We start from the raw sequence: 16,424 nt of genomic DNA, 5'->3' as shown, positions 1-16,424 counted from the left end.
GGACTACCTCGCCATCAAAACGCCGGTGGAAGGTGCCGAAGAGGCTGGTTGCAGCAGTTGCCGCAGCTTTTGGATCAGCTCCTGTTCCTGGAAGGGCTTGGAGAGGTAGGCGCTGGCTCCCAGCCGCTGGGCCAGTTGGCGGTGTTTCTCGCCACTGCGGGAGGTGAGCATGACCACGGGAAGCTGGTCATACAGGGGGTGGGCACGAATCTGGGCCAGCAAGCCAAAGCCATCCAGCCGCGGCATTTCAATGTCGGTAATCACCGCTCGGATGGGAATTCCTCTCTGCAAGTGCTCGAGGGCCTCTTGTCCGTCGCGAGCCTGTTCAACCCGGAACCCTGCTCTTTCTAGGGTCATGGCCAAGAAGCGGCGCACGTTGACCGAATCTTCCACCACCAGCAGGGTGGGCTGGGCGGCAAACCTGGGCTGGGGAAGGGGATCCCTTGCCGACTGACAGGGCTGATCCCGCTGGGCGAGCAGCCAGCTCAAGAGGGCAGGCGGATCCACGAAAAGAGCGATTCGCCCATCGGCCAAAACCGTACAGCCGGAGAATCCCGACGGCAGAGGCAGACCTCCCTCCACCGGGCGCAGAGTTACCTCTTGCTCCCGCCAAAAGCGATCCACCAACAGGCCATAGGGCCGGTTGTCTTCTACCACCAGCAGCACCACAGGTCGGTCGAGAAGGGGGGTCTCGTCAATTTCCCGGCGAGGCTGCCAGCGCGCGAAGCGAAACCAGTGGCCCACAGGAATTAAAGGGATCTGCTCCCCTTCCCAGAGAAAGGAATCGGCAGGCAACTGCGGGGGGATAAGCAATTCTTCCACTGCGTTGGCCGGAAAAGCCAACATCAACCCCTGGCATTCTGTCAGCAGCACGCGGGTGACGCTCAAAGAAACGGGCAGAGTGAGGGTAAACAGCGTGCCCCGTCCCGGCCAAGATTCCACCTGCACCTGGCCGCCAATTCGTTGCAGGTTGGTGCGTACCACGTCTAGACCCACTCCCCGTCCAGATAGCTCGCTGACTCGCTCGGCGGTGCTGAAGCCCGGCTGGAAGATCAACTCCAGCAGCTCCTGGGAGCTGGCCTCAGCCAGGTCGGCAGCGGAAAACCCTATCTGCAAGGCGCGGGCCCGGATTTTATCCAGACAGATCCCTGCCCCATCGTCTCGCACCGTGATCAGAGTGCGGTTGCCCCGTTGGCTGGCGGCAATTTCGATGAGGCCCTTGGCCGGCTTGCCCTGGGCCAGGCGGGTGTCTGGAGCCTCGATGCCGTGGTCAAAGGCGTTGCGCACCAAGTGCAACAAGGGATCCGCCAAGGCCTCCAAAATCGAGCGCTCGATTAGGGTGGATCCCCCCAAGACCCGCAGCTCCACGGGCTTGCCATGGGCTAAGCTCAGCTCCCGCAGCGCTCTGGGGAAGCGATCCGTCAAATCCGATAGAGGCTGCATGCGCACCTGGTCGAGACGGGTTTGCATTTGCCTGGAGAGGCGGCTGAGCTGGCGGGCGCTGCCTTCGGTCTCCTGCAGGGTGGTGTCGATATCGTGGGTTACCTCATCAATTTGCACAACGGTTTCCATCACCTCTTGGGTCAGCAGGTGCATCTCTCCATAGCGATCCATCTCCAAGAGGTCAAAGGTACCGGCCAAGGTCAGGCCGGGATCCCCTTCTTTTTTCAAGAGCACAGAAGCAGGCACGGTGGCAGCGACGCGGTCGTAGCTGCTGCGCAGGCGGCTGTTGGTTTCTTCTAGAGTGCGAACCCGCCGTTTGAACAAGCTGACCAGCTCCCGCAGCCGTTGCAGGCGACTGTTTAAGCGGTTGCGCTCCCCTATGAGCTCTCCCAACAGCTCCCCCAACTGTTCCAGAGGGCGAGCCGGCACCCGTAGCATCTCGGCAGCGCTTTTGGCCCCGGCTGGAATCGAATCCGGCAGCTCGGTGGCTCCTGCCATTGCAGGGGGAGGGGCTTCTGGCGGGGGGGAAACTGGAGGCTCTGCCGGATCCCAGGAGCTGGGGAGAAGAGCGACCTGACCGACCAGCACCAGGGCCTGCGAGCGTCGCCAAGCTTGTAAAGCCGCCTGAGCAACGGGCAACACCTGCTCCTTGGCATTTGGCGGCAGCGTCTCCAGAGCTTGGACTACTGAGCCGCACAGGGTGGCAAAGGCAGGCAGATCCAACATTTCCCCCAGCGCCCCCAGCTCTTGGGCAGCAATGAGAAACTCCTCCCGCAAACAGGGCTGCTCGGGGTGGGCCAGCACACCTTCCAACCGCTGCAGACAAGCCTCCACCTCGGTTGCAAACAGCAGCACCCGCATATCGCCCCCGGCCTCTGCTGCCAGGACTTGGACGTTGTCCTCAGGCTGCAACTCTCCCAACTGCTCTCGCAATTGATCGAAAAGAGGCTGCACCCGCTCTGCCAGCCAAGATTCGTCCAAAAGCCGCTGCTGGCGGTGCTGCTGGGCTATTTGGCGCATGCAATCCAACGCCGCCAAGAGGTTGCGCTCCACTGCGGGGTCGGCTTTTTGGGGATCCACCTGCAAGATCTTGAAACCATCTTCCAGGCGATGGGCCAAGTCGCTAAGCACCGGAAAGCCCATCATGGCCGCCCCGCCCTTGATGGAATGAGCAGCCCGCAGCAAGCGATCCAAACGGGGGCGATCCAAACTCTGGGATCCCAGGCCCAACACCCCTGCCTCCAGGGTGTCGAGGTAAGCCTGGGCTTCGTCCAAAAACTGCAGCCTAACCTGCCACTCGCGTGGGTCGAGGGAAGTGGGATTCGGCCCCATGCTAAACCGCCTCCCCCACCTTGAAGGTGGACACAGAAGTCTGCAACTGACGGGCAACCGCCACCGTAGCCTGGAGAGAGTTGGCCACCTGCTGCGAGGCTGCCGCCGTCTGGGCGGCAATGTTGGCGATTTGCTGCATCAACTGGCGCACCGTTTGAGATGCATCTGCCTGGGCATCGGTGGAGCGGGCAATGGCCTGAAAGAGCTGGTTCACCTGCCGCGAGACTTCCACAATTTGTCCCAGGCTCTGCTTGGCTGCTTCCACCAAGCGGGTTCCCTCCACCACCTGGCCGGTGCTGGTTTCCATCGCCTGTACCACCTCGCCGGTTTCCCGTTGGATCCCTTCCACAATGCGCTCGATCTCGCGGGTGGCTTCTGCCGACTGGGCCGCCAGTGCCCCGACTTCCTCGGCGACCACCGCAAAACCTCGCCCTTCTTCGCCAGCACGGGCTGCCTCGATACTGGCGTTCACCGCCAAGAGGTTGGTTTTCAGCGCAATCTGGTTGATCAAGGACACCACCTTGGAAATCTGCTGGGAAGATTCCCCCAGCCGCTTCACCTTCTTGGCCGTTTCGGCCACCGTTTCCCGCAGTTGCAGGATGTTTTGCACTGTGCGATCCATAGTCAAGCTGCTGTTGATGGCCGTGGCGGCGGCAGATTCGGCAACGGTGGCGGCCTGTTGGGCTTTATCGGCTACCTCCTCGATTGAGAGCGTCATTTGCTCGACAGAGCGCAAGGTCTCTTCGATTTGGGTGGCCTGTCGGAGAGCGGCTTCGGCCAACTCGCGAATGGCTGCCTCGTCACGACCAATGGATTGGTTGACTTGACCGGCGGCCTGCTGCACTTGAATCACGATGTCGCGCAAGCTCTCGATAATGACGTTGAAAAAGTCCGCCATGATGCCAACTTGTCCGGCTGTTAGCTGCGCCCGCACCGTGAGATCCCCCCGCGAGGCTTCTGTGACCTCGCTGATAAGCTGCAGCAGCTCTCTTTGCAGCGCTTCCGACCGCTCCCGTTCCTGGGCGGCCACGGCTTTTTGCTCCAGCGCCCCCAGGTTACCCAAAGCTTGACCCAGGCGGTTGGCCAGCTCTGCCAAGGTTTTCTGTTCTTCGTCAGACCAGCTCTGGCTTTGGGCGCGGCCTATTGCCAAAAAACCGTAAAGCTCATCGCCACGCACCACCGGCGCTATCATCTCGGCTTTCAGTTGGGCTGTGGCCAGCCTCTGCAGGTAGTCGGCGCCCAGATCTGGCCTAGGCACCGGGCCAAAAGCGTAAACTTGCCCGCCGTGGAGAGCCTGCTGGATCGGAGCCGGGATCCTGCGGAGGAGGGTGCCCAAGGTGTCGGGCAGGCGGCTGTCGTGAGATTCAGCGATAACCTGCGCCTCTTCGGGAGCGGTCAAGCGATAGAAGGCCACTCGTTCGGCACCGAAGCGCTGGCGCATCTCGCCCAACAAGTCAGTTAGGGGATCGATCAGCTCTTGCTCTTGGCGAATCCGGGCAATATCGGCAAACCGCTGGGCCAGTCGGGTGTCGGAAACTTGTCGCTCGTAGGTGGCGTTGCGTTCCCGCACAAAGTTGCGCACCAGGATCAAAATGATCCCCCAGCTCAGCAGCAGAATCGGGAAGCTGATGCCGGAAAAGATCAAAGCCTGCAGCAGATTTTGCTCGTAAAGCTGGACGCTGGCCTGAATGTTGCTGCGAATGGCCTCCAGGGTTTGGTTGATCCCTTCGGCGTAGATGCGCTTTTGCTCTTCGTACTCAGGGCTGTGCAGCAAGTTGAAAGCCCGTTCCTGCTCGCCGGCCCGAATCAGATCAAAAGCCTGCACTTCCCACTCCACCAGCTTGATGTTGGCTGCTGTGGTTTTGGCTGCATAGGCTTCGTAAGAGGCGGGATCCAATTGCTGAATCTCCGCCAGCACCTCATCCAACTGAGGGACATGGATGTTGTAGCGCTCTTCCCAGGACAGATCCCCGCTGGCAGCGGCCATGCGGGCAGACATGGTCAAGACTTCATCCAAATAGATCACCTGATCGCTCAGGTTTTGCAGGGTGAACTGCCGCGAGATCGCCGGCTTGAACTCGAAATAGGTGCGGGCTACGCTGCCGGCAGAGACGGCAAACAGCAGGGAGCTGATGCCCAGAGGAAAACTGATTGCCAGGGCCAGGCGGGATCCCGCGACTTTGCGTTGGGGCCGTGAAGATGGAGCAGGCCTGAGAAAGAGGGGACGGAAGGAAACCATAGAATTTTGCCTTTAAGTGAGGGTAAGTCGGGGAAAAGGTCGCCAAGATCAAGGGTTTGCCGAGGAATCAACTGAGTTGAGCTTTTGGACAATGGCAAGAGGGTCGAGCACCCAGAGAGGCTCATCCCCTTCCAACACCAGCCCTTTGCAAGAGTCGTAGAAGTTCTCCAGTCGAAAGTTGTTTTGTGCTGCCTGGGCTTTTGTTAAGGGTTGGATCTCCTCGGCGGGCACTCGAGCTACTCCTTTCACGTGTTGGGTTGCCAGGCCCAAGCCTGTTCGCACTGGCGATGCAGAGCCCCCAAATTCTGGGCGCATCACCACCAAGTGGTGTTCGGGCTGCCCAAAGTCCAAGGGCTCTAGGCCGAGAAATTGCGGCAGATCCAGTCCCCAGAGAATGCGATTGCGATAGTTGAACAAGCCCAGCACCCATGCGGGCTGGTTGGGGAGAAGGGTAAAGTGGTGCGGGCCAACAATTAGAGCTTCCTGGGCAAATGCCATGGGCAAAAGGGCCCGACAGTCTACCCCCAACTGTAGATGTAAGTACAGCTCGCCGGTACGGGTAGAAGTAGGGCTGTGTGGGGAGAAAGCTACCGCCATTGCCGTTCTCGCTCTGCCAATTCTAAGACATCTCCTAAGAACAATTCGTGATAATCACAGGGATCCTAACTGGAGGCGCAGCTCAGCAAGGACAGGAGTGGCAAAAATCATGAGCTCGGGCTGAGCACTACTGATTTCACGGCCCGCAAAATGTCTTCGCGGGTAAAAGGCTTGGTCAGATAAAGATCGATCCCTTGCTTCATGCCCCAGAGTTTGTCCAGCTCTTGATTTTTAGAAGTACAGGCCACAACGGGCAACTTTTGGGTTTCCGGGTTTTTCTTGATTTGGCGGCACAATTCCAGCCCGCTCATGCCTTCCATGACCAAGTCCGTCAGCACCACATCGGGTTTGTCGTTGCGGATCTGCTGCAATGCCTCTTGGGCGTTGGCCACCGCTACCACCTGATAGCCTTCTGAGCGGAGGTAATCGCTGATGAGCTGTCGCTCCGAGGCCACATCTTCCACCACAAGAACTTTCACCATGATCGACATCTCCTTATCTCTTTTTCGACGAACCTTTAGAGGGATCCCTAGCTGAGATAGCGAAACACCATCTGCAGCAATTCTTCCTGCCGAAAGGGCTTGGTCAGGTAATCGGTGGCACCGGCCAGGCGCGCCTTCACCCGATCGATCAGACCTTTGTGGCCTGTGACCATCACCACCGGCACATCCTTTAACACGGAGGATTTGCGGATGAGGCTGCACAATTGGTAGCCATCCACGTTGGGCATACCCACGTCCAGCAGGATCAAATCTGGCTTGAGGGTGGTCAGCTTCATCAGGGCTTTCAAAGAGTCGCTGATGGTGTGAATGACCAGGTTGTGCCCTTCCAACAACCGCTGCAACTCGCTGAGCATGGCTTCGCTGTCGTCAATACAGGCCACAATCCAGGTTTTCGAGGCCTGGGGAGATGGGCCTAGATCTGCAAGCCCGTTGGCCAGGTGAAGAGGGACGGTGGGAGTTTCTGAGGGCTGTGATTCTGTCTCAAGCTTGGCCGAGTAGGTTTTGGGCAGCCGATCAAAGGGGGGCTGGGGATCCCGCAGGACAAGGATACCGGCTTTGACCAGAGGATGTAGGCGGCGAGCGATCTGGAGGTCGTCTTGATCGAGAAGGGCGCTCAACTGGCGGAAGCTAAACCCCTTCAGTAACCGGCCTAGCCGTTCCTGTTGCTCGGCGGGAAGGCGTTCTGCCTGGGCCCGGCTGGCAAAGTAGGGCCGTTGGTAGGGGGAGGTGATCTCAGGCCCCAAAGATTGCCATGCCCGTAGCCGCTTTTGGATCAGGTCGAGCAGGGATCCCCCATCCCACTGGCCCAGGGTGGGCACGTTGTCCAGTGGGATGATCTCCTGCTGAAAGCCCCCTGGAACCAGCAACAGATTTTGCAGCACCTCCTCGCCGATCCAAGCATTCAACCTGCGCGCAGCTTCCCAAGGCAGCAGTTGCTCCGTTACCATCCAACTCAGCCCCAGAAGGTCTGCAGGTAGAGGCCCAGTCTCCTGAGCCAATAGCGCCTCCACCTGCCGATGGATGCGTAGGCAATTTTGGCGAGTCAGAGAAAAGACTTGATGGCTGAGCCGACGCAGGTGGCGCTCCAAGCGCTCCAAGGGCTCCAAGCTGTGGTGAGCAAACCCCAGGCGACCTTGGTGAAACACCAATGACCAAGTGCCCAGCCCCTCCCCTTTGTCCAAGGCACTGAAATACCGAACAACTCCTGTGAAGCTGACCTCTGCGTTCAGCAGATGGGCCGAGACTTCTGTACAGACGGGGGGACGGTTCATGGGTCGAGAGGACGTGCTCGGACAATTTCCTGCGCTGAGGTTGATGACACGACTGAAGTCTTAGCTACCCCACAAGCCGGTGAAAAAATGCTTTCCAGAATACAGTTCAAGCCCAGCCCTGACCCAGACGAGATCTTTTAGATGAGCCAAGCCCAACAAGACGGCCAAGGCTGCACGAACTCAAAGGCAGTTTCAGCGTTCAATCCGTATTCAGAAAAACTCTCCTCCTGGGGAGATCGATGACTATTGCTCATCAGCCAATCTCTAAAGGTGAAGGCTAGCCCTCAGATTGTCTGCTGGCTTTCTTACTCGGGAACTTCCCACGGAAAGCCCGCAGGACAGTATAAAGGTAACCCCGATAAACCTCTTCCGTAAAAATACGGAACTTAGGTCTTCTCCAATTTCCAAAGCTGCTCCAGGTGGGCTTGGCAGCGGCGCAGCAGTTGCCGACTCTCTTCAAAACTGATCTGCTCCAAGGCTTCGGGGTAGGAGCACCAGCGGTAGGCGGCCACCTCCTCTGGTTGCACCTGTAGCTCAGGGGGAGGAAATTGGGGCGGCAGCAAGGCCACGTAGTAGGTAACGGTTTTGGCCACTCGGTTCCCCTCTGGATCCGTAAAGGTGTAGGCTTCCTGCAGCGTCAAAGGGTCAGACTGGCCGGGCAGGGTCAGAAGCTGGTAGTCGGTCAAGCCGGTTTCCTCTCGCAATTCTCGCTGTGCCGCCTCCAGGTCGCTTTCGGAGCCATCCTTGTGCCCTTTTGGGAAAGCCCAATGCCCCTTCTGGTGCTGGATGAGCAGATACAAATGCGAAGAGCCGGGTCCGGGAGCTTCCTGGGCGGGTGGGTGGGGCAGGATGGGGATCACCCCATAGGCAGCATCTATCAGCATTGGGGAGCTAATCTCCAAAGAGTTTGATGGCTGGCGGCTTAGGAGCGAAGACCTCGTTGGGATCCACCTGCGGGCGCTCTACCCCCTGCAGGGGCGAGAGGGGGCGACCGGTGTCGAATTGGAAGAGATAGATGGGCAACTGGCCATTCCCCAGAGGCAAAAGAGCTAAAGTATCGATTTGGGTCAGGGCGTTGCGGCTGGTGGGTCGGGTTAGGTTGAAAGCAACGATTCGGTCTTCCAAGGAATTGTCCGGGCTGGAGCGCCGGCCCAGGCCAATGCTGAACTGCTGGTTGCCCTGCTCATCCACTCCCAAGGCCCGCACATCTCCCAACTCCGCTTGAGGAGCGCTCCCCGGCAGGCCGGCTACCACCGGCGGCGCATCCACCGGCGGCTGCGAAGGCAAAAAGCGCAACTGCGTCCCTTCTGGCAAAATGCGGTAGTCCTGGTAGTCATGCTGGATGGACAGGGATCCCCTGAACACGCGGCGGTTCAGGCCCTCCAGGGTCCAAAAGCCATAGCCCAAATTGATGCGGGTGCTCTCCGGCAGCCAGTAGCGCTCCCCTCCCTCGGGAGCTGGCACCGCCGTAAACCCCATCAGGACATAGGCCTGCCCCCACACCCCCGACAAAAACAGCAACACCTGCCGCGGCAGCCCCGACTGCGGATCCAGCCACAGCTCCCGCAACTGGCCTTCCTGAATGGGCTCTAGGCGCAAGTGCTGGACAGGGGATCCAGCCAAATCCACCCGTTCTGAGGAGAGGACGCGGTAGCGGCTGGGATCCGCCTTCAAGTAAAAGCTCACCGAGGGCAAGAGGGCTTCCGGTCGGCTCACATACACCGAGTACAGCTGCAGCAGATCCGACTGGTTCACCACTTCCAATTGGCGCGAATCCAAGAGGCGGATGCGATCCCCTTCGGCTACCCAAGCCTGCCAACTGCCGTCGCGGCGGTAGAGCACATCCAACGTGGCTGTGAAGGTTTGGGATCCCTCCACCCGCACCTGCTGGCGATATTGCAAGTTGGGCAAAGGGGGCAATTGCTCTAGAGCGGCGTTGTAGCGCTCCAGCCAAGCTTGGGGATCCTGCTTAGGGCTGGCAAGAGAAGAGGGAGCCGATTGGGCCACGGCTGGATCCCCTGACGGCAGACCGACCAGTCCCGTTGCCAGGAACACCACCCCGCCGAGATAGCCCCAGCCTCGAAGGGATCCCTGCCGCTTCCTAAATTGGGAGGGTTCAGGGAACATCAGCTCACCTCGCAACCCTGCTCTTGTTGCCCTTCTTGCCACTGCTTCTGCCGGGATCGGAGCGCTTCCCACGACCGTGAGTAACCCTTTGGAAGGGATCCCTACTCTCTGCCCGCCGATTGAGTACGCCTATTCAATGGAAATGGATTGGGGGCCGTCGGAGCGACCGGAAGGCGGGGGCTCCTCCACCCTCAGCCCCTGGGACTCCAGCCAACTGCGCAGCGGATCTTGCTTCACATCCAAACGCAGCAGGCCGCTGAGAAAACCGCCACAGAACGGAACAGGATTGCTCAGAAAGGTCTTCCAGACCTCATTCATCTCCATAGCCGCAACACCAACCACCCCCCCAATCCTAGCAAGGCCGGCAGGTGGGGATCCCCTCCCTTGGCTAGACGGCAATCAACTTCTCTCGGTTTATGTTCTGCAGCACACTAAAAATGCTGTTGCCAATGCGCTGGAACTCTTTACTGCTTTTGTCGGCAAAGTGCAACACCCAAGGGAGCCTGCAAGGCTGAAACCCACTAGCAGGATGAAGCTGAGAAAGATGGTAGGTTTGCAGGGCCAGTACTTCCAAGAGGGTGCTTCCATATTCGTGAATAACTCGCAATGGCCTTGCACTCCCAATGGAGCCTGAACCCTTCTTGATGGGCTGACTTGTTACTAGAGTAAATGACTTTTCAGGGTGATTGAAAATAATGGTGCCTATCGCAGCATCTTTATATCTGCCTTCTTCTTGAATCCCCATTCTTCCCGCGCCACTTTTGCGCACCCCAACAATATCCACAGCAATCTTTTCTTTTCTTAGTTCCTCAATTGTTTTATCAAATTCGCCTCTTTGAACTAAGCCATCCCTCATCAAAAGAACCTTTCTAGGGTATCGATGAAATTTGTTGTAGAATCTATTGACGAGCTTGGACACGGTTTGATAAATTGCCTCGCCGGAAAAAGTTTCTCCTCTTTGTATATCGGGCAACTCCCAGCCTAAGCTTTGACCATTGGCCAGTACCGCGAAGGCAGAGGTTCCGTAGTAAAGCTCTCGATTCGTCCCCACATCAAAACCAATGGTAAGCTCGGAGCACTCAGGATGATCGAGGGGTTCAAGCAACACGGGTTGCCACGCAGCTTTACACAGAAGTCCTAGTACGACATTTAGAGCTTTGTAGGGGTCAGCTCCAGGAATCATAAACTGAGTTGCTATTCCTGCTCGAAGTGCTTGCAAGCGGATCTTTTGCTTGTGCTCATTAGGCGACAAGGGCATGACAACCAGAACGGTTTTGATCCCTTTGTCGGCCCAGCTTTGCCAAAACCTCTGTTGAGCAAGGTCGCCTTCAGGCAAATCTTGACGGGTTGCGTAAAAGTCTATTTCAACTCTTGCTCCGCTCTTTTTAGCTACTTCAAGTAGGCACTTGCGAACCTCAGTAGGATACTCACGTTTATTATCGTCAAGATTTAGAAGTCCAAACTTTGTCTCGCCAACTCTTGCACATCCTTGGTACCTAACTCTCGCGGGGTTTTGGACTTGTCTATGACCAAACCCCAATAGCCTTGGCCTTGGCATAATGTATCCTTCTGCTTTTAGGGGATCAGCCTGAAAGTCAGAAATATTGTAGACATTTTTTATAATAGTTTTTGCGGTCTCTTTAGACTCTTTCAATCTCTCTTCTAAACTTTTTCTGATGTGCTCGCTAACCAAGGAGCTAACTTTTTTGCCAGTCCATCTTTGATCTCCTATACTTGCTAGCATCTCCAAAGTTAAAACAGGCGACAGTCTCCGCGATAGATGAAGGATAGGCTCTGACTTTTGTCTGAAATTGCGTTCTCTCGAGACCACTTGAACCACCAGAGAGCCATCAACTTCTTCTGGAGTTGCTCCGTACTTCTGTACATGATAATCCGCTAAGCTAGTGTTTAGCTCCGCTAACCATACTTCCCTTGGCGACTGATTGGAAATAATGCCTCGATACTCCCAAGTTGGGTATTTATTATTTTTTGTCCTGTATGTGTTTCGTACAATTTCAATTGAGACATCTGGGTAATTTTCCAGCCACTCATGCAGCGTCCATGGGCTGTAGAAATGGTATCGGATGTCGATCTCTAGATAGAGCTTCTTATCTTGTCTAATAACAACGTCTAGCTCTCTTCCTCTGTGAACCTCCCACCCATCTCCGCAAAGTGGTTTTACTCCTTCCGAGTCCTTAATCCGTTCTACTCCTTCCAGACCCGTAACCCACCAGATCAATCCTCCTCCTGTTGATCGCTCAATCTCTGTTCTTTTGTACTTAGATCTTAGACTCCAATCTAGTTTCTTGCGCTCGAAAGTTTCTAGAGCCTGTCTCTCTGTAGGGTCTGTACAATCTAGAGCCTTAGAACCAAGCTCTTCCAACTCCCATTCCTCTGTTTTGAGTTTACTGGCCGGAACTTTTTCTCGGGTTATGATGCGATTTCCCAGACGAACAGCCATTACACCTAGCTGATTACAAATCTTGGAGAGAGCCCTCTGCTCCTCTCCTAGATCTGGAAGAGGGTTTGGCCTGCAACTATACTCATAGAAGGTGAGCTCTTCTTGAGTTAGCTCCTTGACGAAGAAGTGATTGAGTGTAGCCTCAACTTTTTGCTGGAGTAGGCTCATTGAGAAACTCTGCGTTTAAACTCCTTTCCATGATAAGCCTTCACCATCGATACTTAGCCAGGGATCCCTTTCTTCTACCCCAGTGACAATCAAGAGAGGGGGCTACGACGTAACCTTTGTCATAGTTGCCGACAAAGGCCCAGGTGCATAGGGCTGATGTGTACTTTGCCTGCACTTATGCAGATGGGGAACACCGTTGAGGAACGGCATGATTGGATATACTCAGCTCAGGGCTGCGCGGGCGCTTGCGATGACCTCTGCAAAACGGCTTGGCAAAATTCTGCTGGTGGACAGGGATCCCGCGGTTAACCGGCAGTTGAGATCCCACCTTGAGCAAGCTGGGTACAGCGTCCTTGAAGCGCAGAACAGCACTAAGGCTTTGGAAGCCATCATTCATCAATCGCCAGATCTGGTGCTGATGGAGTTGGCGCTGCCGGAGCTGAATGGGCTGGAGCTGTTGCAGATGATCCGCTCGGCCCGTTCCCGCTCGGAGTTGCCGGTGCTGATTCTTTCCGGCTACAACGATGCAGCGGCAATGGTGGCCGCCTTTGACCTGGGGGCAGATGACTACCTCACCAAGCCTTTCGTTCCAGAGGTTGTGCTGGCCCGCATTCGCTCGCAACTTGCTTTGGGCGCGGCCCAGGGAGCCTGTGCTGACAAGCAACCGAACCAGGTTGGCAATGGGCGCTACCAAATGGAACGTTTGATCGGCATCGGCGGCTTTAGCCAAACCTACCTAGCCCGCGATACCCATCGCCCCGGCCATCCCCTCTGTGTGGTCAAGCGCCTGCGACGCATGGATGACAAAGCAGAGGAAGACCGAACCGGGAAACACGAAAAAATAGCCGAAATTGCCAGGGCAGCCTTTGAGCGGGAAGCTAAAATTCTGGAGAAGCTGGGCCACCATCCTCATATTCCCAAGCTGTTGGCCCACTTTGAAGAAGACGGGCAGTTCTACACCGTGCAAGATTTTGTCCGGGGATCCTCGCTGCGGCAACACGCCAATCGGGGAGTGATCTGGTCGCCGGCCCAAACCGCCTACTTCCTCTGTGAGCTTCTCAAGATCCTTGTCTTTGTCCACCAGCACGGCGTTATCCACGGCGATATCAAACCCCCAAATATCATCCAAACCCGACGAGGCCAACGTACCCACTTCACCCTGATCGATTTCGGTGCCATCCAACACATTGGCAACCAGCCCGGCCAAGATCGCTTCCCCGGTGTCTTCATCGGCACCAGCGACTATGCTCCCCCTGAACAGTTGTCTGGCTGCCCCCGCTTCAACAGTGATATTTTCGCCCTTGGACGGGTGGCGGTGGAAATGTCCGTAGGGACGTTGCCGCAGATCGGCGAACCTTTGGCAGAAGCCATCCCCTTCGGCTTCGGGGATCCCCGCCTGCTGGCCATTTTGGAGCGCATGGTTGCTCCCGACGCAGATGCCCGTTACCCCACCGCCCAAGCGGTCTTGGACGAGATCCTGCCCCTATGCAGGCAACTGTTGGCAGAACGGTCTCGAGCCTCACAGCAGCCGGTGCTTGTGGGGCAAGGCAAGGTGGAAATCACGGCTGCGGGGCCAAATCTTCGCTGATCGCCTCTGCCTGAAACCGACCGCTCATGCCCACCACCTGCCACTCGGCGCTGCGATTTCCCTGGCGGAAGCGCAGCCGTCGGGCTCGCAACGGCACCACTTCTACAGCTTCTACCAGAAATTGTTGGTATTCGCCCAAATAGTCTCGGTAATCCGGGGGCAAGTCAGCGCTGCTGTTGATTTGAATCCAAAACACCCGTCCTGCTTCGTTGCCATAGGCGCGGATTTGTTCCTGGCCGCGGTATTGCTCCACCCCGCGCAGCCGCTGTCGTCCCACCTGCACAGACTCAGCCCACTCCGGCAAGGGATCCCCCAAGCTGATCGACCAAGCCGGCCCGCTCAGCCCTAGCCAACAGAGCAGCAGTAGCCCCCAAACCCAAGGCCATCTGTGCAGCGTGCTGTTCCCGGTTTTCAAGGCTCGGCCGAACATGGCAAGTTCTTCTCCGCAAGTGATCCCAATGCTTTTGGATGTTGAAAACAACTTCGTCTCAACGTAGGCGAAAGCCGATCCGACCGCCTTCAATATCAAAGGCAACGTCGGCGTTGAAAAACAGTGGCATGCCCAACAGTTGCACTCCTTGGTTGCCGTTAACAAAAATCCGATCCCGGCTGGGCGTAATGGGAAAGCCAACCCGAATGCGGTAGTCAAAAGCCCCCTCCAGCACAGCTCGCCATTCAGCGCCGGGGGGCAAGGTCGAGGTGGAGAAAGGAGCTGCCCCCAACAGCCTGACGTTGAGAAAAATGTCGGAAGAACCACTGTCAAAAACGGTGGGGCTGAGAGCATTTTGAATAGAAGTGTTGCTGATGCTGTAGGCCACTTGTAAAGCCTCATCCCGCCAGATGGGGGTGCCGTCGGGAAAGCTTCCCACCTGGGGAAACTGCCGGAAATTGAAGCCGACGGTGTTGGCAGCCGTTAGGCCAACCGTGAACAGGCCCTGGGTGGAGTTGAAGCCCCCCGTTTGAATAATGTACCCAGAGCGGAAATTGCCCGGAAGGCGGGTGAGCGGACTAAACAGCTCGCGGTCGGGGCTGCGCTCATCCAAGGACGTGCCTAGGATCCCGGCGAAGGGCCGCCCTTCTCCAAACAAGTTCTCTGAACAACTGGCCACCAGGGCGTCCACACAGGTGATCCGGTCGATCAACTGAATCGTTACCGGCTCCCGACTGGGGATCCCTCCTATGCTGAAGGGGGCGCGGGCCAACACCCCGATAAATTGCGTGCCATCTCCGAACGTCACAGTGGAAGGGATCCCCGTCCGTTCCAGGCCAAAGCGACCTGCCGCCGTCGCTACAATGCGCAAACCTGCCGAGCCCGTATCCAGGAGCAACTCTGCACCGGCTCCGGCCACCCCCACGTTCAAGCCCAGCAGTTTAAAGCGGCTGTTGCCCAGCGTGCGCACCGGCATGGGAATCGACTCGGTTCCCGGCTGAGGCGGGAGAGGGATCAACGCAGGGGGGGAAGCCACAGATTCCCCCTGGCCAGAACATCCGGCACCGAGCAGCAGCAAGGCCAAGATCCCAACTAGGGCGATTGCCATTCCCCAAGGGCTGTGCCAAGCCCGCCCAGACCGTGGCTCATTCTTTGGGCTTGACCTCACCTGCATTGAACACCCACACTAAGCCGATAAGGAGCGTATCCTGTCTGCAAGCGGCAAAGAACATTCCCATTGCCAGCATGCTCGAACCCGGAAGCATCGCGCGGCAATATTGGATCCCGGCCAAAGACAGTGTACACAAGGCCGACTGAGGGAGAGTGCGCAATACCGTCGTCAACTGTGGGGTTGCAGGGCTGGCTGGGCCGAAGCCTACAGCAGCAGCTCTGCCTGCCAATCGACTACCTTTTGGAAGCGAAAAGCGCCCGCCAGGGCCCCCCAAACCTGCTGGTGGGTGATGGGATCCATCCCTCGGTCATGGCTGCAAAACTCGCTCTCGCTCAGGTGCAAGGTGGTCTGCAGATAAGTGGCTTGGCCGTTGCGCACCACGCAACACCGGCACCCCGGCTCCGTCGCGCCGATGAAGAGGGATCCCTGCCTCTTCACATGCACATCACACCCCTCCAGATAGGCTAGGTCGGCAGCCTGCAGTTGACTCAGTTGGTCTGCCCTTTCCCGAGCACAGCCCCGCCACCGCTGCGGCTCCAGAGGGCGGTAGTTGCGAATCACGATCCCAGCGCTTGCCTGAGTCAATTCCACCACCGCCTGCCGATAGGGATCTTCCAAATGGCCACTGTAGGCTTGCTCCACATAAAAGCCGATCCCGCCCAAAACGTGGGCCGGCAAGGGGCGATAGGCCACCCGGATCTGGGCGAAAAACGGTGGGTTTTCCCAGGCTTGCTCTTGGTTGCTGAAGTCTCCTGCCAACCAGCGCGCCATCTGCAGCAGCTCTGGGGAAGGAGTGCGATCCAACCCAATAGGCATAAGCGGGCATCCAGAACTTCTGTAAAAGGTGTGTACCGAAAATCTTAGGGAATCGAAGAGAACCTTCTCAGATTTTGCCCCAACCTCAGGCCCACCCAAGGATTGCAGCAAGTGATGAACTACCCCACCGCATAGGCGGATGGGGTTTCTGATGCCCCATTCGCTTGACGGCAGGATTTTAGTCTCTTCCTCTGCCCCAGGTGCTTCATAGACCCGCAGGACTTTGAAGTAGAGCTGGAGCATCCAAGACTCACGAGGCCGGTTCCCAACCCCGGTTG

13 protein-coding genes are annotated in these 16,424 nt (G+C 57.3%); 1 reads left to right on the top strand and 12 read right to left on the bottom strand.

Going from position 1 to position 16,424, the window contains the following annotated elements; translation table 11 throughout:
• Positions 1–3: 3 nt before the first annotated feature.
• The 9 genes from NW849_RS07000 to NW849_RS06960 form a co-directional block, all read right to left on the bottom strand.
• Entirely contained in the window at positions 4–2,775 is a 2,772-nt protein-coding gene (locus NW849_RS07000; protein WP_414356839.1) for a response regulator, read from the bottom strand.
• Position 2,776: 1 nt separating this feature from the next.
• Positions 2,777–5,014 (bottom strand): methyl-accepting chemotaxis protein, encoded by a 2,238-nt coding sequence (locus NW849_RS06995; RefSeq protein WP_011434293.1) that lies wholly within the window; start codon positions 5,012–5,014, stop codon positions 2,777–2,779.
• Between the two features lie 48 nt (positions 5,015–5,062).
• Complete coding sequence (locus NW849_RS06990; protein WP_011430974.1) at positions 5,063–5,611, bottom strand: chemotaxis protein CheW; 549 nt, start codon at positions 5,609–5,611, stop codon at positions 5,063–5,065.
• Between the two features lie 107 nt (positions 5,612–5,718).
• On the bottom strand, positions 5,719–6,093 hold the full coding sequence (locus NW849_RS06985) for a response regulator (protein WP_011434291.1): 375 nt from the start codon (positions 6,091–6,093) through the stop codon (positions 5,719–5,721).
• 47 nt (positions 6,094–6,140) lie between these two features.
• Positions 6,141–7,385, bottom strand: coding sequence for a response regulator (locus NW849_RS06980; RefSeq protein ID WP_414356838.1), 1,245 nt, complete (start codon positions 7,383–7,385; stop codon positions 6,141–6,143).
• A 386-nt stretch (positions 7,386–7,771) separates the two neighbouring features.
• Positions 7,772–8,269 carry a bis(5'-nucleosyl)-tetraphosphatase gene (locus tag NW849_RS06975; protein ID WP_414356836.1) on the bottom strand — a complete coding sequence of 166 codons (498 nt, stop codon included), beginning with the start codon at positions 8,267–8,269 and terminating at the stop codon, positions 7,772–7,774.
• 7 nt (positions 8,270–8,276) lie between these two features.
• Positions 8,277–9,512 (bottom strand): hypothetical protein, encoded by a 1,236-nt coding sequence (locus tag NW849_RS06970; RefSeq protein ID WP_011434288.1) that lies wholly within the window; start codon positions 9,510–9,512, stop codon positions 8,277–8,279.
• 129 nt (positions 9,513–9,641) lie between these two features.
• The gene (locus NW849_RS06965) at positions 9,642–9,854 is read right to left on the bottom strand and encodes a hypothetical protein (RefSeq protein WP_238376814.1); all 213 of its coding nucleotides are present in this window, start codon (positions 9,852–9,854) and stop codon (positions 9,642–9,644) included.
• Positions 9,855–9,900: 46 nt separating this feature from the next.
• Positions 9,901–12,141 (bottom strand): argonaute PAZ domain-containing protein, encoded by a 2,241-nt coding sequence (locus tag NW849_RS06960; RefSeq protein ID WP_414356834.1) that lies wholly within the window; start codon positions 12,139–12,141, stop codon positions 9,901–9,903.
• Between the two features lie 250 nt (positions 12,142–12,391).
• On the opposite strand from NW849_RS06960, the gene NW849_RS06955 reads away from it, so the two are divergent.
• Positions 12,392–13,729 (top strand): protein kinase domain-containing protein, encoded by a 1,338-nt coding sequence (locus NW849_RS06955; RefSeq protein WP_414356833.1) that lies wholly within the window; start codon positions 12,392–12,394, stop codon positions 13,727–13,729.
• On the opposite strand, the gene NW849_RS06950 is transcribed toward NW849_RS06955, so the two are convergent.
• The 3 genes from NW849_RS06950 to NW849_RS06940 all read right to left on the bottom strand — a co-directional run bounded on the left by NW849_RS06950 (position 13,701) and on the right by NW849_RS06940 (position 16,146).
• The gene (locus tag NW849_RS06950) at positions 13,701–14,159 is read right to left on the bottom strand and encodes a hypothetical protein (protein ID WP_414356831.1); all 459 of its coding nucleotides are present in this window, start codon (positions 14,157–14,159) and stop codon (positions 13,701–13,703) included. The genes NW849_RS06955 and NW849_RS06950 overlap by 29 nt on opposite strands.
• 58 nt (positions 14,160–14,217) lie before the next feature.
• Positions 14,218–15,195 carry a hypothetical protein gene (locus tag NW849_RS06945; RefSeq protein ID WP_414356830.1) on the bottom strand — a complete coding sequence of 326 codons (978 nt, stop codon included), beginning with the start codon at positions 15,193–15,195 and terminating at the stop codon, positions 14,218–14,220.
• Positions 15,196–15,534: 339 nt separating this feature from the next.
• Positions 15,535–16,146, bottom strand: coding sequence for a chromophore lyase CpcT/CpeT (locus NW849_RS06940; RefSeq protein WP_414356828.1), 612 nt, complete (start codon positions 16,144–16,146; stop codon positions 15,535–15,537).
• Positions 16,147–16,424: the final 278 nt, after the last annotated feature.

This window comes from Synechococcus sp. R55.3, from assembly GCF_047461975.1.
Taxonomy (GTDB): domain Bacteria; phylum Cyanobacteriota; class Cyanobacteriia; order Thermostichales; family Thermostichaceae; genus Thermostichus.
This window is presented reverse-complemented; position numbering and strand designations above follow the sequence as displayed.